Below are 26035 nucleotides of genomic sequence, written 5' to 3'. Positions count from 1 at the left end.
AAACTTAGTTTGTCACTTCTTCTTCTTTCTTCCGGACGGAGATCGTCAGCTGCTCGCTGGTGCCGTCGTGGTCGGCCACGAGTACGTCGCCGTCGCGCAGGTCACCCTTCAGAATTTCTTCCGCCACGGGATCTTCGAGGTACTTCTGGATGGCGCGGTTGAGCGGACGGGCTCCGTACTGCGGATCGTAGCCTTTCTCGGACAGGAAGTCCTTGGCGGGCAGCGTGAGCTCGATCTCGTAACCCAGGCCCTTCACGCGGTTGAAAAGCTTACCCAGAGAGATGTCAATGATGCGGTGCAGGTCTTCGCGCTGGAGGGAGTTGAACACAATCACGTCGTCCAGACGGTTGAGGAACTCCGGCGAGAATGCTTTACGCAGGGCGCTTTGGATGGTGCTCCGCATGATCTCGTCCTGATTTTCGGCTTTCAGTTTTGTGGCAAAACCAATACCACTACCGAAGTCTTTCAGGTCACGCGCTCCGATATTGGACGTCATGATGATGATCGTGTTCCGGAAATCCACGCGGCGGCCCAATCCGTCGGTCAGAATACCGTCGTCAAGTACCTGAAGCAAGATGTTGAAGACATCCGGGTGTGCTTTCTCGATTTCGTCCAGCAGGACTACGCTGTACGGTTTCCGGCGGATCTTCTCGGTCAGCTGGCCTCCTTCTTCGTAGCCCACGTAGCCGGGAGGCGCTCCCACCAGCCGCGATACGCTGAATTTCTCCATGTACTCGCTCATGTCAATCCGCACCAGGGCGTCTTCCTTATCGAAGAGGTAGTTGGCCAGGACCTTGGCAAGCTCGGTTTTACCTACGCCGGTTGGGCCCAAGAATATAAAGGAGCCGATGGGTTTCTTAGGATCTTTCAGTCCGACGCGTGTACGTTGGATGGCTTTCACCAGCTTTTCGATCGGTGGGTCTTGCCCGATCACCCGGCCTTTGAGCTCGTCGGCCATGTGGAGCAATTTCTTGCCTTCGTCCAGCGACACGTTCGTGACCGGGATGCCCGTCATCATGGCTACTACCTCCGCTACGTTTTGTTCCGTCACGGTATAGCGCTTCTTCTTGGTCTCTTCTTCCCAGGCTTGCTTGGCCCGGTCGAGCTGGTCGATGAGTTTTTTCTCGCGATCGCGCAGTTGAGCGGCCTCTTCGTACTTCTGGCTTTTCACCACCCGGTTTTTCTCCTGTTTGATATTCTCGATCTGGTCTTCGAGTTTGAGAATATCATCCGGTACCGTAATGTTGCTGATGTGCACGCGGGCTCCTACTTCATCCATTACGTCAATGGCCTTGTCAGGCAGGAAACGGTCGGTAATGTACCTTTCTGACAGCTTCACGGCCGACTCAAGGGCGTCTTCGGTATAGTTGACGTGGTGGTGCTCTTCGTACTTATCTTTGATGTTTTCCAGGATCTGGATGGTTTCTTCCACGGAGGTGGCATCTACCATCACCATCTGGAACCGGCGGGCCAGAGCACCGTCTTTCTCGATGTACTGACGGTATTCGTCCAGCGTCGTAGCGCCGATGCATTGGATCTCGCCACGCGCCAGGGCGGGCTTGAACATGTTGGAGGCATCCAGCGAACCGGAAGCGCCACCCGCGCCCACTATGGTATGCAGCTCGTCGATGAACAAGATCACATCGGGCGATTTCTCCAGCTCGTTCATAACGGCCTTCATTCGCTCTTCAAACTGCCCACGGTACTTGGTACCAGCTACCAGCGAAGCCAGATCCAGCGTAACAACCCGCTTGCCGAAAAGTACCCTGGAAACTTTCTTCTGCACGATACGCAGGGCCAGTCCCTCGGCGATGGCGGTTTTACCAACACCCGGCTCGCCAATCAGGATGGGGTTGTTTTTCTTGCGGCGGCTCAGGATTTGGGCTACGCGCTCAATTTCCTTTTCGCGCCCTACGATGGGGTCCAGCTTGCCAACTTCGGCCAGCTTGGTGAGGTCGCGACCAAAGTTGTCCAGTACGGGTGTACGTGACTTCTCGGCACCTTTCGATTCTTTTCCTGACGAAGAGCCGCCGCCAAACATGCCGCTGCGCGGGTCGTCGTCGCCGTCTTCGGTTTCGGGCCCCATGTGGGGTCTCGTTCCGGATGATTGATATTCCAGCATTTCTTTAATTACTTCGTAGTTGACATTAAATCTATGAAGAATCTGCGTCGCCACGTTGTCTTCGTCACGCAGGATCGACAGCAGTAAATGTTCGGTTCCGATGAGGGGGCTCTTGAATATTTTAGCTTCCAGGTAGGTAATCTTAAGTACCTTTTCCGACTGGCGCGTCAGGGGTATATTCTGGAGGTTCTTGACATTGTTGGTCGCCGATCCTTTGGTGGCTTGCTCAATGGTAACCCGTACTTCTTCCAGGGAGACACCCAGCTTTTTGAGAAGCCCGATTGCCACGCCATCACCTTCACGAATCATTCCAAGTAGTAGATGCTCTGCACCAATGTAATCATGACCCAGACGGAGCGCTTCCTCGCGGCTCAGCGTGATCACTTCTTTAACTCGATTTGAAAATTTAGCTTCCATGAATGGGCAGAATTATTTGTGTCTTTGTAAAAATCTTAACGAATATATTTTCGGCTTTGTTCAATCAGACACCAATTGGTGCACGTAAAGATTCGGTGAGAATATGCCTGGCTTCGGGCCCTTGATTAAACAGTAAGTCTACGATGCTCAAGTTTGTTAAAAAATCATTGCCAAAGGTTTGGTAATAGGGTACCTTTTTCATGAATATGGTACTTTCCGGCCCGTTTTTATCACTTATTAACGATCTGGCATCAAAAATCGTACTCGTCGCTTCTTTTTCGTATGACAAAGTGTACTGAACATTTTTTGTTATGCCAAGTAATCGCAGACAGATTGTCAGGAGCCTCTCGTTCAGGTCAGCTAAAAAAATGGGTTTCTGTTGAAATACCGCTTCCAGTTCGGGAGCATAATATTCAAAAAAAGGCGATTTGCCGTACGCTGCCCGAAAACAGCCCCAATGCCGACGTATCCAGGCTTGCCCGTAGTCAATCTTAACATCCCGCATCAGTTGTCGGGAGCGGCCTGCCTGCACGGGTACCGTGAGGGTGTCCACTTTATTGGTAGTAAGTACGCGGCAGCGGTTCCGGTAGGTTTGTTTCGGGTAGCTTTCGTGGGCTTCCAGCCAAACAGCCCGATGGGATAACAGGCAAGCAAAATAGTCAAGGCAAGGAAGGTAATGTAACTCAATGAGTACGTCCTGCGCTGGGTGATTTTGCGTGATTACGTCAGCCATTACCAAATATGGCAAAGACGAAGGAGAATATCAAAAAAATGATAAAAAAATATTTCTATGGAGCGCAAGTACCTGGCGTACCCTACGTTTGTTCCAATTTGGCGGATTTACAAAAAGCGGTATAATTCTCCCAACCCTTCGCGTACCACCTCGAAGTCGTCGGTTGTAGCATCCACGATGGTAGAGGCGATGTTACCGCCGTAGCCGCCATCAATGACCAGATCAACCTGGTGCTGAAATTTTTCGTAGATCAGCTCCGGGTCGGTGGAGTACTCGATGATCTCGTCGTCGTCTTTGATGGAGGTAGTAATGATGGGGTTTCCCAGCTCCTGAACAATCTGCCGGGGAATGGCATTGTCCGGCACGCGGATACCCACCGTTTTTTTATTGGTGTGCAGCAGCTTCGGTACCCGGTAGCTGGCTTCCAAAATAAACGTAAATGGACCCGGCAGCGCTTTTTTCATGAGCTTGAAGGCGGCGTTGCTCACCCGGGCGTAGTCGGCAATGTGGCTCAGGTCGTAGCAGATAAACGAAAAATCATTCTTCTGCGGCTTGATGCCCTTGATCCGGGCCACCTTCTCGACGGCGCGGGTGTTGTGGATATCGCACCCCAGGCCGTAGACGGTATCGGTGGGGTAAATCACCAACCCGCCGTCGCGCAGGCACTCCGCTACCTCGCGGATCCGTCGCAGGTCGGGGTTGTCGGGATAGATTCGTACAAAAGCGGCAGGCATACTAACTAGGCTGGTTGTTCATTAGGGTACAACAACATCAAGCGCTAAATCCTTCCGCCGCGGGGGCTTTTTTTGAAAGTTGGCTAAGTAAAACCGGTAAATTCCGTTGATCGGGAGCCGAAGCCGGCAGAGCAACACGATCGCCTCCGTCAGGAGGTCGGGATCTTCGATGTAGTTGAGCAGCTTACGAAAGCGAACGGCCAGCTCAAACTCCTGCGCGTACAGGCATTTGCGGATGAAAGTCCGAATTCGCGCGGCCAGAATGTCGAATTCTTCCTGGTCACGATTCAGGTCGTAGGCTTTGTTGCAGACGGCGTAGGTCGACTCCAGGATTTGGTTCCCCGGCCGGGCCACCTCTCCCGAGAGCGAATGCGGTACGATGCGCTTGTGGGTCAGGATCTCGTCCTGGTAAAAGTACCGGTACCGCACCCCCGACCGCACCCAAAAATCAAAGTCTTCGTAGCTCAGGGATTCGTCGTAGCCGCCCAGCTCGTCCAGTACGCTGCGTCGGATCATCATCGTGGGCGTACAGATAAAGTACTTTCGAAGAATCTCTTTGTAAACATCACCCGAAGGAACGGGTACTTTGGCTTTCCCCTTAGAATCCAGCGGATAGTGCTCGTGCAGCGGCTCGCCGTGGGTATCGATGTAGCGGGCGTTGGAAAATAACACCCCGTAGCTGTCGGACAAACGCTCAAAGGCAACTACCTGCCGCTCGATGCGTTGCGGGAGCAGCAGGTCATCTCCCGACAAGTCGATGACGTACTTCCCGCGGGCCAGGTACAGCCCTTGATTGAACGCCTTGCACAGGCCCCGGTTTTCGGGGTTGGCTATGAATTTGACCCGCGGGTGCTCGCGCACTATCCGTTTGATGATCGCCACCGTCTGGTCCGTACTGGCGTTGTCAATGATGATTAGCTCTATGTTTCGATAAGATTGGGTAAGTACCGACCGAAGCGCTTCTTCCACGTATGGCCCCTGATTGTAAGTGGTACATACAACGCTTACCAACGGTTCTATTTTAGCACTTTCCTTCATGCTTGGCTCTCTTCGCTTCTGCTTTTTCACTAAATACTTCTACCGCTATTTACACCCTTTATAACAAATAGTAACAAATATTTGATTATACGGTCTCGTCCGGTTAAACCAGTGATGCCATGTAGGGTACTTTATAATTATGCCTGATGATTTTTTGAAATAGTACCTATACTAAAGTACCTTCTTTAAAAGATGGCACCAAAATTGGTGGTGAAGGCTTGTGCCAAGTACCTTTCAAAGCTTATGAAGTCGTTAGAGGGTACTTGGTATACATTGGATTAGGGTAATGCATCAAAGGCCGACTTGGTTTCCAGATCGGCCTTTATTTTTTGGTACTTTCTACTTTTTTGGCACTGATGATACTGGCATTGATTTCAAAACCAAAAATGATCAGCAACGAAATCAAATACAGCCAGATCATGAGCGCGATCATGGTCCCGATGGAGCCGTACAGCTTGTTGTAGGAGCCGAAATTGGAAAGGTAAAACGAGAAGCCCGTGGTGGATAGCATAATGAGCACCGAAGCGATCATGGACCCTATGTTGAAAAAAGATAGCCGGACGGTACGTTTGGGCGCGAAGCGATAGATCAAGGAGACCGCCAGCGTGAGGGCGGCCAGCGTGATCACATACCGCGTGATGTTTACCAGGGCTATGATCCAGCCTTCCTGAATGATGTCCCAGTCGCCCACGACGGCCATGACGCGGTCGCCCACCACCAGCAGCACGACCGAAACAAACAACACCAGGGCCAGCAAAAAAGTGAGTAGGGTCGCGATGGCGCGGGTTTTAAAAAATCCGCGGTTCTCGACGTCGTGATACACCATGTTGAAGGAGCGCATCAGCGACACCATGCCGTTGGTAGCCGTAAAAAGCGCCAGCAAAAAACCCACCGAAAGTACCCCTCGGCGCGGGCGACTCACGATGTCGAGGATGGTTTGCTCGGCTTCACTGTAAATCCCCTCGGGCATCATTTCCTGCAGAAATTCCATGATCTGCGCGTCCAGGTTTTCAACCGGGATGTAGGGAATGAGCGTAAAAAGAAAAATGATGGCCGGAAAGGAAGCGAGCGTAAGGCTAAACGCTACGGACGTAGCACGCTGGTCGATGTCATACACCAGGATTTTGTCAATCAGATTGACCAGGATGTCGTAGAGCGATACGGAGCCCCGAAAGAGGGTGGTGCTGCGCAACCATTGTTCTATTCGCCGAAAGTAGCGATTTTCCAACAGTTTCTCGAGCATAGCTAGTGGGGTTTATGGTCGTGGAAGTAGGGGGCTAGTTTTTCCAGCAAGTTGGCCGGAGCCTGGCAGAGGCGGCCGGTATCGCGGCGCTGAAAAACCAGGGTTGTCTCACCCGTATTCAATAAAGTACCTTCCTGATTGCGAATTTCATAGTTAAAAACGACCCGAACCGACGGAAGGTTTTGAATTAGTACTTTTACGGCCAAAAGATCATCGTAGCGGGCGGGCTTCAGGTAGCGCGTATGCAGCTCGTAGACAGGCATCATGACGCCGCTCTCCTCCATGGCTTTGTAATGAAAGTCCAGCGTTCGCAGGGCTTCTACCCGGCCTATTTCGTAGTAGCGGGCGTAGTTGCCATAGTAAGCGTAGCCCATTTGGTCGGTATCGGCATAGCGAACGCGGATACCCGTTACTTCGTGTATAAACATGCAGAATCACAGAATACGCAGCAGGTACCTTGGCGCCTCCCACGCAGCGGGTTGAATTTACTTTCGAATATTAAGCTGATTGAGCGCGGCCTGGTACATGCGGGCGTTGTTGAGGTGGTCGGCGTAGGTCTCGGCAAAGGCGTGGTAGCCCGATAAGTCGGCCTTAGCACACATGTAGATGTAGTTGTGCTTTTCGTGGTTAAGTACCGCGTCCAGCGACGTAAGGTCGGCCACGCGGATGGGCCCCGGCGGCAGGCCCACGTAGCGGTAGGTATTGTAGGGCGAGTCGACCAGGAGCTGGTTGTGCAGCACCCGCTTGATTCCAAAATCCTGCAGGGCAAACTTGATGGTAGGGTCGGCTTGCAGCGGCATCTGGGCGTTCAGGCGGTTGAGGTACAGGCCCGCCACGCGGGGGCGCTCGTCCTTATTGCGGGCTTGTTCTTCTTCTACGATGGAAGCCAGCGTAGCTACCTGCACGGGCGTCAGGCCAATGGCCTTGGCTTTGGCTTGGCGCTCCTCGTTCCAGAACTTCTGGTACTCGCTGTGCATGCGGTCCAGGAATTTTTCGGTACTGACGTCCCAGAATATCTCATACGTATTGGGCAAAAACATACTGACCACCGTGAGGGTATCCAGGCCGTACTTGTGACAAACCTCCGGATCGCTGAGGGCCGTGCGAAGCTCGTTAGTCCCAAACTGGAACCGGGGGCCGATCCGGTTCACCAGATCTTCCTTCAGCCGGATGTTGTTGAACGTGAGCCGCACGGGGTCCTGCACGCCCGAGAGCAGCTTTTTGATCACCGTGTAGTTGGTAGCATTCGGCTTGATGACGTACCGGCCCGGCGTTACGTTTTCGGGGTAGTCCAGGAGCTTGGCCAGGAAGCGGAACGAAATCTGGTCATTCACAACCTCGTGCGCTTTCAGGGAGTCCAGGACGGTCTGGTAGGTGGCTCCTTCCGGTATAAGCAAGGCAAAACTTTCCTCCTTTTCGAGCTGAAGGTTGGGGGTTTTGAAAATCTGCCAGAAGTAAAACGTAAAGGTAGTGGTAATAACGGCCAGGGCTAGGAAAGCCCCAATCTTAACATTTCTTGACATAGCTAAGTAGGTACTAGTGGATAGTGAGTTGTTGGCAAGCTAGCTTATTCTTCAAATTCCAGTTCAAAACGTTCGGCCAGTTCGCGAAGCATGGCAACCACCGGCCCCAGGAGCGGAATCCCCGCTTCGCGCCGCTGCGCTTCCATCTCGCGTTCGGGATCACCGGGGATCAGTACCCGCTCGCCTTCGATGGCCCGGGCGTTTCTAAAGGCCCCGATCCAGGTATCCATGCTGCGCTTAAAGTCGGCGGCGGGCTGAAATCCGTCAACACGCATGGCCCCTAAAAAGTGCCCGGTACCCAGCCCCACGGCCTGTTGGGCCGTCATGAAACCCGCCGTGGCAAAGGGAGGTACCCAGGGCCCGAAGTTCGCTCCCGAAAGTACCCCGGAAAAAATGTCCACGATGGCCCCCAGCCCGTAGCCTTTGTGGCTGCCGTGCTCGCGGTCGGTACCCAGCGGAAGCAGCCCTCCCCCACTCCGAACGGCGTTGGAGTCGGTGGTCGGCTGGCCCAGCGCATCCTGTGCCCAGCCCAGCGGGGCCGGTAGTTCTTTCCGTTGCAAGATCTCGAATTTGCCGTAAGCAACGGCCGTCGAGGCGAAGTCAGCCACAAAAGGGGGCTGCTCGTCCGCTGGTACCGCCACGGCAATGGGGTTGGTACCCAACAACTTGTCCAAAGAAAAGGTAGGTGTCACCAGGGGCGCGGCGTTGGTCATGGTCCAGCCGATCATGTCTTTTTCCAGGGCCATCATGGCGTGGTAGCCCGCAATGCCGAAGTGGTTGGAATTGCGCACCGCTACCCAGCCGGAGCCTACCTTTTCGGCTTTCTCCATGGCAATTTCCATGGCCCGGGGTGCCACTACCAGCCCCAGCCCCCGGTCGCCGTCTACCACGGCGGTGCTGGGGGTTTCGTGCACAATATGGACGTTGGGGGTAGGGTTCAGCCGGCCGTGGTCGTACAGCCGCACGTAGCCCGCCAGGCGAGCAATGCCGTGGGAGTCGACGCCCCGCAAGTCGGCGCTGATCAGTACCTGGGCGGCCAGGGCCGCCTCGTGGGGCGGACAGCCTATTTTTTTGAAAACGGCTTCGACAAACTGCTGTAGATAATGAGCCTGAAACATAAACGAAGTGATGAGAGGAGTAGAATGACGGTAATCAACCAACCTATTTTACCAAACAGCGCAACAGCCGGGCCTAAGCGCCCTGATGTGCACATCGGCCGCAAATATCCGAATAGCTACCCGCGTTACAAAATAAGTAGTTGCCAAACTACCCCTACCGCTCCCTCTTCCGCCCATCGCTTTCCGTCTACGGATAGGAAAAATACCATTGAGCGAACGGCGCGGCAAGGGCCCTCCGGTGGGGAACCTACCTCACGCTATCGTCGTTGAGTACCCAAAGTACCCTCCCGGCCCCTCGAGCCCGAGAGGGTACTTACTAAAAAAATAGTATTGACGCAAAACCCAAACGCTCATCCTGCGTTTTGATTTTAAAAGTTTAAGAACAACTCACAGACCACTCACCTCTACCCTCTTGATCCATGGAGATCAACAATGCCTTTCTGAAACGCATCCTGTCGTACTTTGTTCGGGGGCTTATCGTCATTGCGCCCACCTACTTCACAATCCTAATCATCTGGTCGGGCGTCGAGTTCCTGGATAGCATTCTGCCCATTAACATTCCCATTTCCAACAAGCGGTCGGTGTACCTGCCGGGCCTGGGCGTGGCCATCATATTGTCGGGCATCATTTTCTTGGGTTTCTTTTTTTCAACTGTCGTACCGCAGTCGGTTTTTAAGTTCAGCGAGAGCGTGATGCGCCGGATTCCGCTCGTGAGCCTGATCTACTATTCCATCAAAGACCTTATTTCTGCTTTTGTGGGTGATCAGAAAAAATTCAACCAGCCCGTGCTGATCACGGTCAATCGCGACTCAGACGTGTGCAAGCTGGGCTTCATTACCCAAACCGACCTGAGCCATCTCGAGATCGAAGGGTACGTTGCGGTGTACATTCCGCATTCGTACGCCTTTTCGGGTGAGCTGTTTTTGGTACCGGCCGCCAGTATAAAGCTCCTCAACGCCTCCAGCACCGACATCATGAAAATGATTGTGTCGGGCGGGGTGTCGGTGAAAGCTACCGTAGAGGACCAGGCTCCCTAGGTACCTGGCTGGTGTTCGGCCCTTTTAATCGGGACAAAGGCGCAACACTTTGGCGTTTTTGGCCGTTTTATAAGAGGATTCCGTATCTTTGGAGCATCCGTACTCAACCATGCGACTACCCGTACCGTATTCTATTCTGGTATTTTGCTGCTTCCTGAGCGCTTCGCTTCGGGCCCAGGATCATTACGATCCGGCCCGCGCCCTGAGTAATGAAGAACTCCTGCTGAAAAAAGATCCTACCAACCGCGTATTCACCAAGGCGGGCCAAAGGTACCTGGCCCTGGACGTTTCTCCATTTTGGGGGGGCTTTCACCGCCATCGCTTCTTTCCCGGCGATGATATGCGTTTCCGGTTGAAGGACGAATCCATTAAATTCAACGAGACCCTGGCCAGCGTCAGCGATAGTACCTTCAGCATTGTTATCATCAACGATGTGCTCGAACGCATGGAGTACCGCGAGATTCCGCTCACCCAGGTACATCGTATCAAAGTATTCCGGCGCATTCCCTGGGTCACCGAGGGGGCCTTCCTGCTGCCTCTGGCGGGGCTTATTTACATCGGGGCCGACTTCTTCAACAAGGGCATTGACGACCAACGCTTCACCACCGACCGCCAAACCCTGGCCGTAGGGGGAGCCCTCGTTGGTACCGGTATTATTTGCTACAAGCTCAGCTTTTCTTCCCTTCGGATCAACAAAAACAACCGCCTGAAGGTACTTCAAACGTACTGACCAGGCCCTGATCTCTTTCCTCAGGGTACTTTGCCGCGCCCTGATATAAAATTGTAGGAGCCCACTTGATTATCATGAGGCTTTAAATTAAAAATGGATAGTATGGAAGAAAACGTTACCATTGAGCGGGTCGGGAAGGAAAGTTACGCGGAGATCGTAGACGTCTGGGAGGCTTCCGTCCGCGCCACGCACGATTTTTTGTCCGAAGAAGATATCCAGTTTTTTAAACCCCTCATCCTGAACGAATACCTGGCCGTAGTGGATTTATGCTGCATCCGCGACCCTTCGTCCGGCCGGATCATGGGCTTTCTGGGAACAGTCGGCCAGCAAATCGAAATGCTTTTTATTCATCCTGACTACCGAAACAAAGGCATGGGAAAAGCATTTATGGAGTACGCTATTCGGCAATGTAAGGCCAACCGGGTGGAGGTGAACGAACAAAACGAACAGGCCGTGGGCTTTTACAAACACCTGGGATTTAAAGTAATTAAACGCTGTGAGTACGACAACATGGGCAAGCCCTTTCCGCTGCTTCAGATGATGCTCTAACTCTGCGTATAGCCCGCAGGTACCTTGCCCAAGGTACCTTAAAAATACCGGCAAGCACTCCCAAGTACCCCGCCAAAGTACCTTCTTTCTTACATTTGAAAGCGGCTGAGTCGGCCGCTCCGCAAAAAAATGCGTACCTTGCGCGCGTCAATTTCGGGGTAGGTACCTGGCGCCAGCGGCCGGTACTTGTCTCTTCGTTTTATCCTTGAATTCGTTCTCGTGAAAGCCATTCTTGTACACCCTCCCCAGCAACCCATCCGCGCCGTGATCCGGCTGGCGGCCTCCAAAAGCGAAAGCAACCGCGCCCTGATTATCAACGCCCTCACGGACTTTCAGAGCGAGCTTACCAATATCTCCGAAGCCCGCGACAGCCAAACCATGCAGCGCCTGCTGGCTTCTACGGACCCCACCGCCGACGTCATCGACGCCGGTACTACCATGCGGTTCCTGACGGCCTACTACGCCCTGACGGGCCAGTCCAAGCGCATGACAGGTACCCCCCGCATGTGCGAGCGGCCCATCGGCCTGCTGGTAGACGCCCTCCGGACGCTGGGCGCGCGCATCAGCTACGAGCAAAAGGAAGGGTACCCGCCCTTGTTGCTGGAGGGTTTTTCGTACTCAGGCGTGGCCGAAGTGTCCCTGCGCGGTGACGTGAGCAGCCAATACATTTCGGCCCTGCTGATGGTGGCTCCTACCCTACCGCAGGGGCTCACGATCCGGCTGGAGGGCGAGGTAGGTTCAAGGCCCTACATTGAAATGACGCTCCAGCAAATGGCGCAGTTTGGGATCAGTTACGACGCCAACTGGAACGCCAAAACGATCCAGGTACCTGCCCAGTCCTACCAGCCTACGGCCTACGCCATCGAGTCGGACTGGTCGGGGGCGAGCTACTGGTACAGCCTGGTGGCCCTGGCCGACGATGCCGAGGTGGAGCTCCTGGGTCTTAAAAAGAATTCGTTGCAGGGCGATAGCGCCATCGTGGACATCATGAGCCACCTGGGCGTACAAAGTACCTTTACCGATCGGGGGGTACTTTTGCAAAAAACCGAAGCCGCGCCCGCCATCGGCTGGGACTTCACCGACTGCCCCGACCTGGCCCAAACCGTGGCCGTATGCTGCGCCATGAAAAACATTTACCTGTCCATGACGGGCGTAGAAAGCCTTAAAATAAAGGAAACCGACCGCATCTATGCGCTGCAGCAAGAGCTCCAAAAGCTGGGAGCCGAGCTCACCGAGGTGGAACCCAACCACCGCTACGAAGTGAAACGCGTACGCGAAACTACCCCCGACCAGCCCGCTTCCATCCATACCTACGACGACCACCGCATGGCGATGGCCTTCGCCCCGGCGGGCATGCGCGCGCCGGTGATCATCGAGGAGCCGGGTGTGGTGGTGAAATCATACCCCGGTTTCTGGGAAGACTTGGGCCAGGTAACGACCTGGGAAGAGTTGCAACTTTCGTAGGGCTTTTGGGTTATAACACCGTATGCTGCGACGTTCCTGTCTCCTCCTTTGCCTGGCGACCGCCCTGTGGGCCTGCCAGCCCGACACCCAGCCCCAACCCGGGCCGGGCTATGGGTACTTTCCGCTAGAGGTAGGCCGCTACGCGGAATACGAGGTAACCGAAACGAACTACCTTCTGAACCAACCTACCCCCACTACCCGCACCTACTACCTGCGCGAGACCGTCATCGACTCAAGTACCTCGCTGGATCAGCAGCGCGTGTACCGGATCGAGCACGCCGTCCGCAACGCACCGTCCGAGCCCTGGCGGGTAGATTCGGTCCTGACCGCCTGGCGCACGCCCAACCAGGCCGTGCGTACCGAAAACGGCCAGCCGATCGTTCGGATGGTTTTTCCCATCACCGAACGTACTCCCTGGAACGGCCATGTGTACACCACCCTGGGTGAGCGGTGGTTTGAGGCACGGCACGTAGGTACCCCCGCCACCGTGGGCGGCACACTTTTTGAGCGTACTGCTACCATTGTACGGCAGGACGACTCCACGCTCCTTTCGCAGCAGCGCCAGCTCGAAACCTACGCCGAGGGCGTGGGGCTGATACGCCGGGAGCGGATTGCGGTGCAATTTTGTAGTGCGGGCTCGTGCGTCGGGCAGGGAGTGATTGAGTTTGGCCTAAAACAAGTGAGCACCATTAGCCGGTACGGAAAGCGATGAAACGAACCATTTACTACGGCATTTTGCCCCTTTTGCTGCTATTGGTACTCGCCCAAAGTACCCCGGCGCAGGTAGCGCCCCGGTACCTCGTCCGGCTGGCCGACAAAGCCAATTCTCCGTACTCGATCCAGAACCCGACGGCCTTTCTTTCCGAGCGGGCCCTGGCTCGGCGGCAGCGGCAAAACATCGCCGTTACGGAGAGCGACCTGCCCGTGAACCCAGCCTACCTCCAGGCGCTGCGCCAAACCGGCGCGAAGGTACTTTACAGCTCCCGCTGGTTCAATGCCGCCCTGGTCGAAGCCACTGACGCGCAGCTAGCGGCCATCCGGAACTTACCTTTTTACCGCAGTATTGAACACGGCCTCCCCCTGGCCAACCTCAACGCCCAGCCTACGCGCGGCCTGGCCCGCCTGGGGGCTGTGAGCCAAAAACTAGGTACTTTGGAAACTATAGACCACGGCCAAATGCGCAACCAACTGGCGCTGCTGGGGGTACCTGCCTTTCAGGAAACGGGCTACCGCGGTCAGGGCATGCTCATCGCCGTGTTTGACGCGGGTTTTTTGCGGGCCAATCAGGTAGGGTACCTAAGGCATTTGTACAACGACCAAAAAGTGCTGGATACGCACGACTACATCGGGCGCGACGGCGACGTGTATAATGATCACAACCACGGCCTCAACGTGCTTTCGACTATCGCCGCCAACCAGCCGGGCAGTTTGGTCGGGGCGGCCTTCGAGGCTAGTTTTGCGCTGTACCGCACCGAAAACGAATACAGCGAGTCGCCCTACGAAGAGGTAACCTGGCTCCTGGCCGCCGAGCGCGCCGACAGCCTCGGGGCCGACATCATCAATACTTCGCTGGGCTACAATGTATTTGAAGGTGAATTTGACACCCCCGCCTATAACTACACCTACGCCAACATGGACGGGCAGACGACGATCGTTTCGCGCGCGGCGCGCTGGGCGGCCCGCAAGGGCATTTTGGTGGTGTGCTCGGCGGGCAATGAGGGTAACGACGCCTGGCGGTACATCACCGCTCCGGCCGACGTGGACTCGGTGGTGTCGGTGGGCGCTACCTACCTCGACCGCAGTATTGCCCCCTTCAGCTCCATCGGGCCCACGGCCAACGGCCTGCTCAAACCCGACGTAGCCGCCGTGGGGGCGGGCGTGGTGGTGGGCAATCAGGTGGGGCAGGGCGGTATTTCTACCAGCAATGGTACCTCTTTCTCCGCGCCGCAGATCGCCGGCATGGCCGCCATTTTGTGGCAGGCGTATCCGTTCCTGACGGCCCAGCAGGTCCGGGATGTGCTGCGGAAGTCGGGCCACCAGGCCAGCCGCCCCGACAACTTTCTGGGCTACGGGGTACCTAACTTGGCCACGGCGCAGCAAATCATTCAGGCCGAGTACGGGCCACTTGGTCAGCCGTCCAATTCAACCATACCTACCCTGCTTTATCCCAACCCTACTACCGACGAGCTCCTTCTTTCGCTGGGCTCTTTTTTCCCGGGAGAGCGGGTAGAATTCCGGATCCTGCACCCATCGGGTACCTTGGTAAGTACCAGTCTGCAAACTATTGGGCCCACCGTCGTGATTCCGGTCAGGTACCTTTCGGCGGGTCTGTATTTGCTGCGATTTACTACTACCCAAGGTACCTACACGCTCCGATTCATCAAGCAGTAGGGTGCAGCTTCCGGGCCATCCGTAGGATCGACTCCGAGTCGTTGTAGCGCGCTACTTCTGCCAAAGGTACCCAGCGTACCTCCTTCGCCTCCGGATTTTGGACAACGGGTACTTTAGGGTCCACTTCCAGCAAAAAACGGATGTCGTAGTGGTAGTGCGCGGCTTCCTTGGCGTTGGCCGGGATCAGATGTACATCCACGTCAAAAATGCCGTCGCCAACCACCCGCGGATTTTGCACGCCCGTTTCTTCCTCGGCTTCTTTCAAAGCCACCCGACGTACGTCGCTGTCGCCGTCGCAGTGCCCGCCGGGCTGAAACCAGCGGTCGAGCTTGCGGTGGTGCATCAAAAGTACCTGCGTGCGGTCGGGCGACACAATCCAGGCCGAACCTGTGACGTGCCCCTCGGCCAGCGAGCGCTCAAAGCAGCGCGGCTGCGCTCGCACAAATTCCTTCGTAGCCAGGTACATACGGGCTTCGTTTAAGTCCCAGGGCTCGTAGCGGTCGAGCAAGGTAAGCAGTACCTGGCGGTGCATCGGAGTAGCGTTTGTGGTTTTTTCGTTCTAATTTTACCCCAAAGTTAAACACAATCAAACCACGGAACCCCATGAAAAAGTATTTTCTCTCCCTCGCTTTCGCCCTGGCCGTCGCCAGCACTACCCTGGCCCAGCGGGTACCTCAGCCCAGCCCGTCGGCGGGTGTGATGCAAACCGTGGGCGTCACCGACTTCACGGTACTCTACTCCCGCCCCAGTGCCAAAGGCCGCGCCATTTTCGGGGAAAGTACCCTGGTACCTTACGGACAACTGTGGCGCACCGGCGCCAACGCCACCACCACGATCGAAGCCAGCACGGACTTTACCTTTGGTGGGCAAAAAGTACCCGCGGGCAAGTACGCACTCTTCACCATTCCGGGTGGCGGGCAGTGGACCATCATTCTGAACAAAAATACCAAAGCCACCGCCACTACCTACCAAAACACCGAGGACGTGGCCCGGATCACGGCCTACCCTAGTTCGGCCCCTTTTGCGGAGTCGTTTACCATCAGCTTCTCCGACGTCACCGATAGCACCGCCAAGCTGAACCTGGCGTGGTCTTCGGTGAATGTACCCATTAAATTGGATGTAACCACCACCCAAAACACGCTGGCTACGCTGGAGAAAGCCGTGGCTGAACACCCGGAAGACCAGGCCGTGCTGCTGAGCACCGCTACTTACTGGCTGTCCAAAGGCTACGAGCTGGACCGCGCCCTGGCGCTCACCGACAAGGCCATTGGCTTGCAGGAAAACTTCCGCAACGTATGGCTGAAAGCGCAGATTCTAGCCAAGATGGGCAAGCAGGCTGAGGCCCTGCCGCTGGCCCAAAAAGCCCTGGCGCTGGGCGCGACCTCCAACGACGGTGCCTACAGCTACATGAAGCCCCAAATTGAAAGCGGCATTGCCGCCATCACCGCCAAACTACCCACCGCTACTACCACCGCAACGGCTTCCAAAGGGAAAAAGAAGAAATAAAAGTAGCGTATGAAGATCTCTAGCCAGCGCCGCCCCCATGATCCGGGGCGGCGCTGGTTTTTATGAATTTGTCAAATACACTCGTGGAGGTAGGTGTTCTTAGTAAAAAAATAGTATATAGCAGTTCAAACGCGGATGGACTGGGTTTTGGCACGCATCTTTTTACCCAAACCCCCATCATCGACTACGCTAATACCTTTTACTATGGCAACACAAACGTACGATTACGGCATGGTTGGGCTGGGCACCATGGGCCGCAACCTGGTTTTTAATATGAGCGACCATGGCTTTTCCGTGGTGGGTTTTGATAAAGACAAAGCAAAGGGCGACGCCCTGGAGCAGGATGCCACCGGCGCCGGGGAGGTACTTGGGGCCGATAACCTGGAAGTCTTTCTGGCCGCTCTCAAAGTACCCCGTACCATCCTGATTCTGGTACCGGCAGGCCCCGCCGTCGACGCCGTGATCCGGGACCTGACCCCGCACCTCTCGCCCGAAGACCTGCTCATTGACTGCGGGAATTCAAACTACCGCGAGACTAACCGCCGCATCGAGCAACTGGCCAAACAAAATATCCATTTCATGGGGGTAGGTATTTCGGGCGGAGAATTGGGCGCGCGTTTTGGCCCCAGCATCATGCCCGGCGGCGACCCCGAAGCCTACGAACGCGTGGCCCCGCTGCTCGAAGCCATCGCGGCCAAGGTCAACGCCGAGCCCTGCGTCACCTACATCGGGGCGCGGTCGGCGGGGCACTACGTCAAGATGGTGCACAACGGCATCGAATACGCCCTCATGCAGCTCATTGCGGAGTTTTATCACATCATGAAGGAGGTTGTTGGCATGGACAACACGGCTTTGCAACATACCTTTTCCGAATGGAACAAAGGCCCCCTGCAATCGTTTTTGATCGAGATTACGGCGGATATTTTTGCGCAAAAAGATGAGCTCACCAGCGGTTTTCTCATTGATCGCATTCTGGACCAGGCGCACCAGAAAGGGACTGGCATGTGGACCTCCCAGGACGCCATGCAGCTGCACGTACCCATCACCACCATCGACGCGGCCGTGTCTATGCGGGATGTTTCGTCGTACAAAGAAGAACGCCAGGCCGCCGAGCAGTACCTAAAAGGCCCCGACCTAACTACCCACGCCAACCCCGACGAGCTCCCCGAACTCCTGGCCGAGGCCTTTTATTTTGCTATGATCATTACGTACGCGCAGGGCATGGCGCTGCTGCATCATGCCTCGCAATCGTACGAATACAACACCCGGCTCGACCGCGTAGCCAGCATCTGGCGGGGAGGGTGTATCATCCGGGCTACGTTGCTGGAGAAAATCCGCGCGGCCTTCGAGGAGCAGCCTGACCTGAGCAACCTGCTGGTGAGCAACACCTTTGCTCCCGAGCTCAACCGCCTGCAAACGAGCGCCCGCCTGGTAGCCAAGACCAGCCTCGAAACGGGCGTACCCGTCCCGGCCCTGATGGCTTCGCTCTCCTACTTCGATAGCTACCGCCGCGGCTGGTTACCGGCCAACCTGATCCAAGCCCAACGCGACTACTTTGGCGCGCATACCTACGAGCGCAACGACCGCGAAGGTATTTTTCACACGCAATGGAACCCAATTCCGGAAGAATAATGGAAGCAGAAAAAAAAGCGAAGCCGACGATTATTGTCATTTTTGGCGCAACGGGTGACCTCACCTGGCGCAAGCTCGTACCAGCCATGTATAACCTCTACCTTGACCAATGGGTCGATCCGCACTTTGCGATCATTGGGGTAGGCCGAAGCGAGATGAGTAACGAAGGCTTTCGGAGCCACCTGCTGGATGGCATCAATAAGTTTTCCCGAACGGGAAAGGCAAAACCGGAAGTATGGGAGGTATTTGCCCAAACGATTTTTTACCAGAAAGCCGACTACGATCAGGACAGTACCTACACTAGCCTCAAAAAGCAAATCACGGCCCTGGAAGACGAATGGGGCGGGGCGGTAAACCGCGTCTTTTATATGTCGTTGCCGCCTCAGCACGTGCAGCAGATCGCCACCAAGGTAGGCGAGGCCGGCCTGGCCCCTGACGACAAGCTCAGCCGGATTGTGTTTGAGAAACCCTTCGGACACGACTTGGAAAGTGCCAAAAAGCTGAATCAATTCCTGCTCACGCTCTTTCACGAGTGCCAGATCTACCGCATCGACCACTACCTGGGCAAGGAGACCGTGCAGAACATCATGGCGTTTCGGTTTGCCAACGCCATGTTCGAGCCCCTCTGGAACCGCAACTACATTGACCACGTGCAGATTACCGTCTCGGAGCAGCTGGGTGTGGAAGACCGCGGCAGCTACTACGACCACGCCGGGGCCCTGCGTGACATGATCCAGAACCACTTGCTTCAGCTCCTCTGCCTCATTGCCATGGAGCCGCCCGTGTCATTTGACGCCGACGAGGTCCGTAACCGAAAGGTGGACGTGCTGCACGCGCTACGGAAAATCAGCCGCGACGAAGTCCACCACTATGCCGTGCGGGGCCAGTACGGAGCGGGTTGGATCGAGGGCAAGAAAGTACCCGGCTACCGGGAAGAAAAGGGCGTACTGCCCGACTCCAATACGGATACTTTCGCGGCCTTTAAGTTTTTTATCGACAATTGGCGCTGGAGCAACATCCCCTTTTACCTCCGCACGGGCAAGCGCATGAGTGAATCCATCTCGGTGATCACGATCCAGTTTAAGCCGGTACCACACCAGTCGTTTCCGAGCCAGGCTACCGAAAACTGGCAGCCCAACCGCCTCATCCTGAACATCCAGCCACAGATGGGCATTCGCCTGCGTTTCCAGGCCAAACGGCCCGGCCTCAAAATGCAGCTCAATCCGGTGGATATGCTTTTTAATTACAAAGAAAACTACCCCTCGGGCAGTCCGGAAGCTTACGAAACCCTGCTCCTGGACGTGATGCTGGGCGACGCCACGCTCTTCATGCGGGCCGATCAGGTAGAAGCCGCCTGGGAGGTACTTATGCCCATTTTGCACAAGTGGGAGGCCAATCCTTCCATCAGCTTTCCCAACTACGCCTCGGGTATGCAAGGTCCGGAAGAATCCGAGGCCCTCATTGCCCGCGACGGCCACAACTGGATTGCCCTACCCCTGGAAAAATAGCCGCTATGGAAAGTACCTTCACCTTCCCCACCACCGAGGCCGCCTGCGAAGCCGCCGCCCGCTTCGTTGTGGAGCAGGCCCAGCGAGCCGTGCAGCAGCGCGGCCGGTTTGTGATTTCACTCTCGGGGGGTACTTCGCCGCGGCGGCTGTACGAGTACCTGGCCCAAGTACCCTACCGCGACCAGGTACCCTGGCCCCAGGTCGTGGTTTTTTGGGGTGATGAACGCTGCGTGCCCGCCCAGGACGAACGCAACAATGCCCGCATGGCCCGCGAGGCGCTGCTCGAGCAGGTACCTGTTCCGTCTTCGCAGGTTTTCCAGGTACCTACGGAGCTAGCTCCCGGGCAGGCCGCCCAGACGTACGAGCAAACGTTGCGTGATTTTTGGCAGGGTACTTCGCCCCGCTTCGATCTGGTGCTGCTGGGGCTGGGCGAGGATGCCCATACGGCCTCACTATTTCCGGGTACGGAGGTACTTGCCGAGACGGAGCGCTGGGTACGCGAGGTACCTAAGGAGGGAGAGTACCGCATTACGCTCACCCCGCCGCTCCTCAACGAGGCCCGGAACGTGCTATTTCTGGTTACGGGTAGTGCCAAGGCAGAGGTACTTCGCACTTTGCCGATGGCCCCCTACCAACCCGACACCTATCCCGTCCAGTTGATTCGTCCCACCGACGGAAATACGTACTGGTACCTGGACGAAGCGGCCGCCGGGGGGTAGTTTACACGCACTCGGGTACTTTACATCACGTAGCCATCCTTGGGCTTGGTTTTATCGGGCACAACGGCTTCTTCGATCAGTTGCAGCAGGTTGATCTCAATGGTGCGGGAAATGGCCGTCATGGGCGTATCGTTGGCGTTGTTCTCAAAGGGGTTTTGCATAATAAAGGCAATTGACTCCACGTACAAAAACAGCCAGGAAATCATGAAGGTAACCGGAATGGCCAGCCCCCCGATGCTGTCCACCAGGCCCATCGGCAAGATGAGCGTAAAAATGACGACGGTAATAAGGATAAAAAAGCTGTACTGGGTGGGAAAGACGGTACTTTTAATGCGCTCACACTTCCCCATTGCATCGCACAGCCGCCGGATGGTATCGTCCAGGTTTTGGAAAAATAGCGGATGCAGGTACCCTTGGTCGTAGGCATCCCGAAACTGATTCTGAATCAGCTGTAGGATCGCGTTAGGTACGTTGTCGTGGTGGGCCACAAAGGCCTTCTCTTCCTCATTCAGGTGCAGATCTGCCCGCACCATCACGGGGAGTTTTCGCAGCGAGTTGGCCAGCGCGTAGCACCAGGCTATCTGCAAATGGGCAATGTGCCGGGCCAGCCGGGCTTCCTCCTCTTCTGACGCTTTCACAAAAGCCATCGTTTGGCGCACCAGCGTCCGGCTATCATTCACAATTTCCCCCCAGATCTTCCGGGCTTCCCACCAGCGGTCGTAGGCCGAGTTGGTTCGAAAACCCAGCAGCAGCGACAGGGCCGTACCCACCACCGTAACTACCGAGATGGGAAAAAGCAAAAAGTGCCAATTGAAATGCTCATAGAGGTAGAATACCAACGTGGCGTACAGGGTGATCCCCAGTACGCTGGGCCAAATGCGCAGCAACAAACGCCAAACCGAAAAGAACTGTTTAATGTACATAGGTAGTAAATAGCAAATCCACTTAATCAGATAACTTTTTTGGTTGATTTGTGTTCGGTTTATCCACTTAACAGGCGAAAAATAGCCTGATTTCCTCGTTGCATCGGTGGCAAAAACTGACTTACCTCTGGCTATACACGGTACTAATCCGATTACAAAAAAAGAGGCTTTCGAGAGCCTCTTTTTTAATTAATTTCCAATGCGTTGCCTGAGCTATACGTCGTGTTCCTCACTTCCCTCCGCCGGGCTGGGCGCACGTACCTCGCCGCGCTCGGTAAGACTCTTACGGCCGTAGGCCAGGCGGGCGATCAGCGCAAAAAGGACCGGTACGATAAAGATTGCCAGCATCGTGGCGGCCAACATCCCCCCAAATACCGTCCAGCCGATGGTGTTCCGGGCGGCGGCTCCCGCCCCACTCGAAAATGCCAGCGGAAGTACCCCCAGAATAAAGGCCAGGGAGGTCATGAGGATGGGGCGAAGGCGTAGCTCGACGGCCTCCAGCGTAGCATCCCAGATGGATTCGCCGTGATCAACGCGTTCCTTGGCAAACTCCACGATCAGAATGGCGTTCTTGGCCGCCAGCCCGATGAGCGTCAGCAGACCGATCTGGGCGTATACATTGTTGGTAATATCCTTGAAAAACGACAAGGCCACGATAGCGCCAAAGGCTCCGATGGGTACCGCCAAAATGACTGCGAAGGGTACCGACCAGCTCTCGTAGAGGGCGGCTAAAAAGAGAAACACAAAGACCACCGACAGCCCAAAGATGTAGAAGGTGCTCGATCCGGCGTTGATTTCCTCCAAACTTAAACCCGAAAACTCATAGCCATACCCCACGGGAAGTACCTGGTCGGCCACTTCGCGCAGGGCCTGAATCGTCTCTCCACTGCTGTATCCGGCAGGGGAGTTCCCGTTGATTTCCGTGGAGCGGAACAGGTTGTAGTGCGAAATGAGCGGCGCACTCTCAACTACCTCGTGCGTCACCAAGGTACTTATGGGTACCATCTGCCCGGACTGGTTGCGCACGAAGTACTTCCCGAGCTCTTTGATGTCGGACCGGTAGTTGGTATCGGCCTGGGCTACTACCCGGAAATTGCGCCCGTAGAGCGTAAAGTCATTGACGTAGCGGCTCCCGAGGTAGGTTTGCAGGGTACTGTACACCTCGGCAATGGATACGCCGAGTTGCTTGGCCTTCGCGCGGTCCACCGTGAGCTGGTAGCTGGGGGTTTGCGCCGTAAAGAAGGAGAAAGCCCCGGTGATTTCGGGGCGTTGGTTGGCCGCCGCCACAAAATTAGTCACTACCCTCTCGAAAGTCCGGATGTCATCGTTGCTCTCGCGCTGTTCCAGCACGAAGCTAAATCCGCCCGTACGACCCAGGCCAGGAATAGACGGCGGCGTAATAACCACCACTTTGGCCTCCTTGATGTCGGCCAGTTTTCGGCGGAGGCTGGCGGCAATATTATCCAGGCTGAGCGAGTCGGCCTTCCTATCTTTCCAGTGTTCCAATTGGCAAAACACCGTACCGCTGTTGGACTTGGACGCAAAGGTAACGACGTTCAGACCACCCAAGCCCGCGTAGTGCCCAATGCCCGGCGTTTCGGACAAGATTTTCATCACGCGCTCGAGGGTTTCGATACTACGCGTGGTCGAAGCCGCCTCGGGTAGTTCGTAGGTCACAAAGAGACGACCACCGTCTTCTACGGGAATGAAACCCGTGGGCTTATTGCCGAACAAGAAGCCGGTACCCACGTAGGTACAGATTAGTAAAATCAATACCAGCGGGGTAGACCGGATGGCCTTTTGTACCCCCACCGAATAGCGACTGGTAACCCGTCCAAACCAGGTATTGAAACGGTAAAATACTTTATTAAGCCCTTTGGAGTCTTTGTCCAGCTTCATGGGTCGCAGCAACATGGCGCACAGAGCGGGCGTCAGCGTAAGCGCTACCAGGGCCGAGATAAGGACCGAAATGGCAATGGTGATGGCAAATTGCTGGTACAGCCGCCCCACAATACCCGGCACAAACGCCACGGGTACAAACACCGCCGCCAGGATAAGCGCCATGGCAATCACGGGGCCCGAAATATCCTTCATGGCGCGGCGGGTGGCTTTCTTGGCCGAGAGGCCTTTTTCATCGATGTAGTGCTGGGCGGCCTCCACCACTACAATGGCGTCGTCGACCACGATACCAATGGACAACACAAAACCGAACATGGTGAGGGTGTTGATGGTAAAGCCCATCGGGATAAAGAAAATGAAGGTACCGATGATGGAGACCGGAATGGCCAGCAACGGAATAAGCGTGGCCCGCCAGCTTTGCAAAAACACAAACACGACGACAATCACCAGCAGGAGCGCTTCGGCCAGGGTTTTCACGACTTCGTCAATGGACACCTGAACGATGGACACCGACTCGAACGGAACCAGGTACCCCAGGTCGTTGGGAAAAGTCTGCGAGATTTTCCGCATGGCTGCGTATACCCCTTCCGCCGTCTCGAGGCTATTGCTCCCCGGAGCCTCGTACACAAGCAGGTAGGCGGCCCTTTTGCCATCGACAAACGAGTTGCCAATGTAGCTGAACTTGCCCAGTTCCACCCGCGCTACGTCTTTGAGGTACACAATGGAGCCATCTTCGGGCCGGGTACGCACAATGACGTCATTGAACTCATCCACGGTGGTGAGACGGCTGTTGGTAAAAACCGTGTACTCAAAAGCCTGCGTGGACTGCTGGGGTGGCGCGCCGATGGCACCCACGGCTACTTGTAAATTCTGCTCTTGCAGGGCCGTCACTACTTCCGCCGAAGAAAGCCCCAGCTGCGCCATCTTGTCGGGTTGCAACCACACGCGCATACTGAAGTCATCGGCACGGCTGAAAATATCCCCTACCCCTTTGACCCGCAGCAAGGCATCCCGCACGTAGATGTTGGCGTAGTTATTCAGGAAGTTCACATCGTGGGTACCTTCCGGTGAATAGAGCGCTACCAGCATCAGGATACTCGGGCTGCGCTTCCGTACGGTAAGCCCGAGGCGCGTTACTTCACTGGGTAGTTGGGGCGCGGCCACACTCACGCGGTTTTGTACGTCGAGGGCGGCAATGTCCACGTTGGTACCTACGTCAAAAACCACGTTGATGCCCGTTCGGCCGTCGCTGGTACTGGTACTCGACATGTAGGTCATGCCGGGGGTACCGTTCACCTGGGTTTCGATGGGAGTCGTTACGGTTTGCTCTACGGTAGACGCATCGGCTCCCGTAAAGCTACCCGAAATCTGCACGGTAGGAGGCGAGATATCCGGGTACTGGCTAATGGGCAAATTAAGAATGGCCAGCGTTCCCACCAGTAGCAGTACCAGCGAAATGACAATGGCCAGGATGGGTCGTTCGATGAATCGATTCGCAAACATGAATTTGTCTGATCAGGATATTAGTAGTACTCAGCTCGGAAAATCCCGGCCGTTACGTGGGTGTTATGGCTACACGGAGCAGGTACCTTAGGGTCGTCACTCGCGTCAGTTGGGGCGGGGGGCGGGCGCAGCAGTACCCGTTTTTACCTTGGCTCCGTTGCGGAGTTTCTGTACGCCCTCGGTCACCACTTCGTCATTTTCGTTCAGCCCTTCCCGCACCACAATTTTTCCGTTAATGACGTTTCCAGGCTTTATCTGGCGCTGCACCACGCTATCTCCCTGCACTACGTACACAAAAAATTCGCCCATTTGCTCGACGGTCGCCTTCTGAGGAATCATCAGGGAGCTCCCCCCCGTGCTATTTCTTACGCGCAGGTTGCAGGTCATGCCGGGACGCAGCATCCCGTCGGGATTCGGGAATACCAGCCGGGTTTTGATGGTACCCGTTTGGGCATTCACGGCCCGGTCTATGAGTTCGATGCGTCCCTTGCGGGGGTAAATGCTCCCGTCGGGCAAGGTAAGCGAAAAGAGCGAGTCCGCGTTTTTACTCCCATTTTGAAGCAATTTGGTGAAGCGGGGGATCTCCTTCTGGTCTACGGCCACGTCCACGGCCATGGGGTCGTCGGTCGAAAGGGTATTCAAGAGCGTTTGTCCGGACGAAACCAGCGCTCCGAGCCGTACCTGTGAAATCCCCATCGTACCGCTGAAGGGGGCGCTGATGTTGGCGTAGTCCAGGCTCACTTTTGTGCGGTCCAGCGCCGCCTTGGCGGCTTTTACCCGCATCTGGGCCGCCTCAAGCTCGGCTACGGCGTTATCAAGTACCTGCCGGGCAATGGCCTCCTGCTTGTCCAGCTCCTGGTAGCGATCCACGTCTTTTTTGGCCCGTCGCTCGTTGGCTTCGGCCGCGCTCAAGTCCGCAGCGGCCTGGTCAATGCCGGCCTGGTACTGGTCCTGGTCAATTTTGTAGAGGCGCTGCCCCTTCCGCACGCGTTGGCCGTCTTCGAAGTAAATCCCCGTTACGTACCCACTGGCCATGGCCACCAGCTCTACCTGTTTTAGCGGCGTAACCGTAGCCGGATAGGAATCAAAGTAGGTAGCATCGCCCTGGTCTACCCGCGCGGTGGCTACATCTACCGGTGGGGGGGCCTGCTGCGCGGCTTGCTCTTTTTTTCCGCACGAAACAACGCCGAGCCCGGCACTCAGTAAGAACGCCAGGCGGGCCAAAGAAACCATTTTATTCATGATA

22 protein-coding genes are annotated in these 26035 nt (G+C 55.7%); 10 read left to right on the top strand and 12 right to left on the bottom strand.

The window, feature by feature from the left end:
- Nucleotides 1-4 precede the first annotated feature (4 nt).
- The 8 genes from HNQ92_RS24845 to HNQ92_RS24810 all read right to left on the bottom strand — a co-directional run bounded on the left by HNQ92_RS24845 (nt 5) and on the right by HNQ92_RS24810 (nt 8928).
- Nucleotides 5-2539: an ATP-dependent Clp protease ATP-binding subunit gene (locus HNQ92_RS24845; RefSeq protein WP_184178532.1), complete on the bottom strand. Its 2535-nt coding sequence runs from the start codon at nt 2537-2539 to the stop codon at nt 5-7.
- 64 nt (nt 2540-2603) lie between these two features.
- Nucleotides 2604-3272, bottom strand: coding sequence for a WbqC family protein (locus HNQ92_RS24840; protein ID WP_184178530.1), 669 nt, complete (start codon nt 3270-3272; stop codon nt 2604-2606).
- Nucleotides 3273-3379: 107 nt separating this feature from the next.
- Nucleotides 3380-4006, bottom strand: a complete 627-nt coding sequence (locus HNQ92_RS24835) for an L-threonylcarbamoyladenylate synthase (protein WP_184178528.1) — start codon at nt 4004-4006, stop codon at nt 3380-3382.
- Between the two features lie 21 nt (nt 4007-4027).
- On the bottom strand, nt 4028-5044 hold the full coding sequence (locus HNQ92_RS24830; protein WP_184178526.1) for a glycosyltransferase: 1017 nt from the start codon (nt 5042-5044) through the stop codon (nt 4028-4030).
- Between the two features lie 322 nt (nt 5045-5366).
- Nucleotides 5367-6287 (bottom strand): YihY/virulence factor BrkB family protein, encoded by a 921-nt coding sequence (locus HNQ92_RS24825; RefSeq protein WP_184178524.1) that lies wholly within the window; start codon nt 6285-6287, stop codon nt 5367-5369.
- Between the two features lie 2 nt (nt 6288-6289).
- A complete protein-coding gene (locus HNQ92_RS24820) occupies nt 6290-6715 on the bottom strand; it encodes an acyl-CoA thioesterase (protein WP_184178522.1) in 426 nt (141 codons plus the stop codon).
- 57 nt (nt 6716-6772) lie between these two features.
- A complete protein-coding gene (gene mltG / locus HNQ92_RS24815) occupies nt 6773-7810 on the bottom strand; it encodes an endolytic transglycosylase MltG (RefSeq protein WP_184178519.1) in 1038 nt (345 codons plus the stop codon).
- A 44-nt stretch (nt 7811-7854) separates the two neighbouring features.
- Entirely contained in the window at nt 7855-8928 is a 1074-nt protein-coding gene (locus HNQ92_RS24810; protein ID WP_184178518.1) for an Ldh family oxidoreductase, read from the bottom strand.
- Between the two features lie 419 nt (nt 8929-9347).
- Between HNQ92_RS24810 and HNQ92_RS24805 the strand changes: the two genes are divergently transcribed.
- The 6 genes from HNQ92_RS24805 to HNQ92_RS24780 all read left to right on the top strand — a co-directional run bounded on the left by HNQ92_RS24805 (nt 9348) and on the right by HNQ92_RS24780 (nt 15099).
- The gene (locus HNQ92_RS24805) at nt 9348-9965 is read left to right on the top strand and encodes a DUF502 domain-containing protein (protein ID WP_184178516.1); all 618 of its coding nucleotides are present in this window, start codon (nt 9348-9350) and stop codon (nt 9963-9965) included.
- Between the two features lie 109 nt (nt 9966-10074).
- Entirely contained in the window at nt 10075-10695 is a 621-nt protein-coding gene (locus tag HNQ92_RS24800; protein WP_184178514.1) for a hypothetical protein, read from the top strand.
- A gap of 102 nt (nt 10696-10797) precedes the next feature.
- Complete coding sequence (locus tag HNQ92_RS24795) at nt 10798-11244, top strand: GNAT family N-acetyltransferase (RefSeq protein ID WP_184178512.1); 447 nt, start codon at nt 10798-10800, stop codon at nt 11242-11244.
- Between the two features lie 219 nt (nt 11245-11463).
- Nucleotides 11464-12708, top strand: a complete 1245-nt coding sequence (locus HNQ92_RS24790) for a 3-phosphoshikimate 1-carboxyvinyltransferase (protein WP_184178510.1) — start codon at nt 11464-11466, stop codon at nt 12706-12708.
- Nucleotides 12709-12730: 22 nt separating this feature from the next.
- The gene (locus tag HNQ92_RS24785) at nt 12731-13420 is read left to right on the top strand and encodes a hypothetical protein (RefSeq protein ID WP_184178508.1); all 690 of its coding nucleotides are present in this window, start codon (nt 12731-12733) and stop codon (nt 13418-13420) included.
- Nucleotides 13417-15099 (top strand): S8 family peptidase, encoded by a 1683-nt coding sequence (locus HNQ92_RS24780; protein ID WP_184178506.1) that lies wholly within the window; start codon nt 13417-13419, stop codon nt 15097-15099. The genes HNQ92_RS24785 and HNQ92_RS24780 overlap by 4 nt, the downstream gene beginning before the upstream one ends.
- Here HNQ92_RS24780 and HNQ92_RS24775 read toward each other — a convergent pair.
- Nucleotides 15089-15631: an NUDIX hydrolase gene (locus HNQ92_RS24775; RefSeq protein WP_184178504.1), complete on the bottom strand. Its 543-nt coding sequence runs from the start codon at nt 15629-15631 to the stop codon at nt 15089-15091. The two genes, HNQ92_RS24780 and HNQ92_RS24775, sit on opposite strands and share 11 nt — an antisense overlap.
- 71 nt (nt 15632-15702) lie before the next feature.
- Here HNQ92_RS24775 and HNQ92_RS24770 point away from each other — a divergent pair, with 71 nt between their 5' ends.
- From HNQ92_RS24770 to pgl, 4 genes are all read left to right on the top strand, one after another.
- Entirely contained in the window at nt 15703-16605 is a 903-nt protein-coding gene (locus HNQ92_RS24770) for a DUF2911 domain-containing protein (RefSeq protein ID WP_184178502.1), read from the top strand.
- A 204-nt stretch (nt 16606-16809) separates the two neighbouring features.
- Nucleotides 16810-18237: an NADP-dependent phosphogluconate dehydrogenase gene (gndA, locus tag HNQ92_RS24765; RefSeq protein ID WP_184178500.1), complete on the top strand. Its 1428-nt coding sequence runs from the start codon at nt 16810-16812 to the stop codon at nt 18235-18237.
- Nucleotides 18237-19745: a glucose-6-phosphate dehydrogenase gene (zwf, locus tag HNQ92_RS24760; protein WP_184178498.1), complete on the top strand. Its 1509-nt coding sequence runs from the start codon at nt 18237-18239 to the stop codon at nt 19743-19745. Before gndA ends, zwf begins: the two co-directional genes overlap by 1 nt.
- A 5-nt stretch (nt 19746-19750) precedes the next feature.
- Nucleotides 19751-20464, top strand: coding sequence for a 6-phosphogluconolactonase (gene pgl / locus HNQ92_RS24755; protein ID WP_184178496.1), 714 nt, complete (start codon nt 19751-19753; stop codon nt 20462-20464).
- 20 nt (nt 20465-20484) lie between these two features.
- Here the strand turns inward: pgl and HNQ92_RS24750 are convergent, their stop codons facing one another.
- The 3 genes from HNQ92_RS24750 to HNQ92_RS24740 all read right to left on the bottom strand — a co-directional run bounded on the left by HNQ92_RS24750 (nt 20485) and on the right by HNQ92_RS24740 (nt 26031).
- Complete coding sequence (locus HNQ92_RS24750; protein ID WP_184178493.1) at nt 20485-21387, bottom strand: bestrophin family protein; 903 nt, start codon at nt 21385-21387, stop codon at nt 20485-20487.
- Between the two features lie 213 nt (nt 21388-21600).
- Complete coding sequence (locus tag HNQ92_RS24745; RefSeq protein ID WP_184178491.1) at nt 21601-24789, bottom strand: efflux RND transporter permease subunit; 3189 nt, start codon at nt 24787-24789, stop codon at nt 21601-21603.
- Nucleotides 24790-24894: 105 nt separating this feature from the next.
- Nucleotides 24895-26031 carry an efflux RND transporter periplasmic adaptor subunit gene (locus HNQ92_RS24740; RefSeq protein ID WP_184178489.1) on the bottom strand — a complete coding sequence of 379 codons (1137 nt, stop codon included), beginning with the start codon at nt 26029-26031 and terminating at the stop codon, nt 24895-24897.
- Nucleotides 26032-26035 lie beyond the last annotated feature (4 nt).

The sequence above is a fragment of the Rhabdobacter roseus genome (assembly GCF_014202275.1).
Classification (GTDB): domain Bacteria; phylum Bacteroidota; class Bacteroidia; order Cytophagales; family Spirosomataceae; genus Rhabdobacter; species Rhabdobacter roseus.
The sequence above is the reverse complement of the archived record's forward strand: the minus strand, read 5'-3'. Positions and strand labels throughout refer to the sequence as shown.

What these genes read in the sequence shown, in the direction of transcription:
- HNQ92_RS24740 (WP_184178489.1), bottom strand. Translation starts at nt 26,031, where the DNA reads ATGAATAAAATGGTTTCTTTGGCCCGCCTGGCGTTCTTACTGAGTGCC.
- HNQ92_RS24775 (WP_184178504.1), bottom strand. Translation starts at nt 15,631, where the DNA reads ATGCACCGCCAGGTACTGCTTACCTTGCTCGACCGCTACGAGCCCTGG.
- gndA (WP_184178500.1), top strand. Translation starts at nt 16,810, where the DNA reads ATGGCAACACAAACGTACGATTACGGCATGGTTGGGCTGGGCACCATG.
- HNQ92_RS24780 (WP_184178506.1), top strand. Translation starts at nt 13,417, where the DNA reads ATGAAACGAACCATTTACTACGGCATTTTGCCCCTTTTGCTGCTATTG.
- HNQ92_RS24845 (WP_184178532.1), bottom strand. Translation starts at nt 2,539, where the DNA reads ATGGAAGCTAAATTTTCAAATCGAGTTAAAGAAGTGATCACGCTGAGC.
- HNQ92_RS24825 (WP_184178524.1), bottom strand. Translation starts at nt 6,287, where the DNA reads ATGCTCGAGAAACTGTTGGAAAATCGCTACTTTCGGCGAATAGAACAA.
- HNQ92_RS24840 (WP_184178530.1), bottom strand. Translation starts at nt 3,272, where the DNA reads ATGGCTGACGTAATCACGCAAAATCACCCAGCGCAGGACGTACTCATT.
- HNQ92_RS24800 (WP_184178514.1), top strand. Translation starts at nt 10,075, where the DNA reads ATGCGACTACCCGTACCGTATTCTATTCTGGTATTTTGCTGCTTCCTG.
- zwf (WP_184178498.1), top strand. Translation starts at nt 18,237, where the DNA reads ATGGAAGCAGAAAAAAAAGCGAAGCCGACGATTATTGTCATTTTTGGC.
- HNQ92_RS24745 (WP_184178491.1), bottom strand. Translation starts at nt 24,789, where the DNA reads ATGTTTGCGAATCGATTCATCGAACGACCCATCCTGGCCATTGTCATT.
- pgl (WP_184178496.1), top strand. Translation starts at nt 19,751, where the DNA reads ATGGAAAGTACCTTCACCTTCCCCACCACCGAGGCCGCCTGCGAAGCC.
- HNQ92_RS24830 (WP_184178526.1), bottom strand. Translation starts at nt 5,044, where the DNA reads ATGAAGGAAAGTGCTAAAATAGAACCGTTGGTAAGCGTTGTATGTACC.
- HNQ92_RS24785 (WP_184178508.1), top strand. Translation starts at nt 12,731, where the DNA reads ATGCTGCGACGTTCCTGTCTCCTCCTTTGCCTGGCGACCGCCCTGTGG.
- mltG (WP_184178519.1), bottom strand. Translation starts at nt 7,810, where the DNA reads ATGTCAAGAAATGTTAAGATTGGGGCTTTCCTAGCCCTGGCCGTTATT.
- HNQ92_RS24770 (WP_184178502.1), top strand. Translation starts at nt 15,703, where the DNA reads ATGAAAAAGTATTTTCTCTCCCTCGCTTTCGCCCTGGCCGTCGCCAGC.
- HNQ92_RS24795 (WP_184178512.1), top strand. Translation starts at nt 10,798, where the DNA reads ATGGAAGAAAACGTTACCATTGAGCGGGTCGGGAAGGAAAGTTACGCG.
- HNQ92_RS24835 (WP_184178528.1), bottom strand. Translation starts at nt 4,006, where the DNA reads ATGCCTGCCGCTTTTGTACGAATCTATCCCGACAACCCCGACCTGCGA.
- HNQ92_RS24820 (WP_184178522.1), bottom strand. Translation starts at nt 6,715, where the DNA reads ATGTTTATACACGAAGTAACGGGTATCCGCGTTCGCTATGCCGATACC.
- HNQ92_RS24810 (WP_184178518.1), bottom strand. Translation starts at nt 8,928, where the DNA reads ATGTTTCAGGCTCATTATCTACAGCAGTTTGTCGAAGCCGTTTTCAAA.
- HNQ92_RS24805 (WP_184178516.1), top strand. Translation starts at nt 9,348, where the DNA reads ATGGAGATCAACAATGCCTTTCTGAAACGCATCCTGTCGTACTTTGTT.
- HNQ92_RS24750 (WP_184178493.1), bottom strand. Translation starts at nt 21,387, where the DNA reads ATGTACATTAAACAGTTCTTTTCGGTTTGGCGTTTGTTGCTGCGCATT.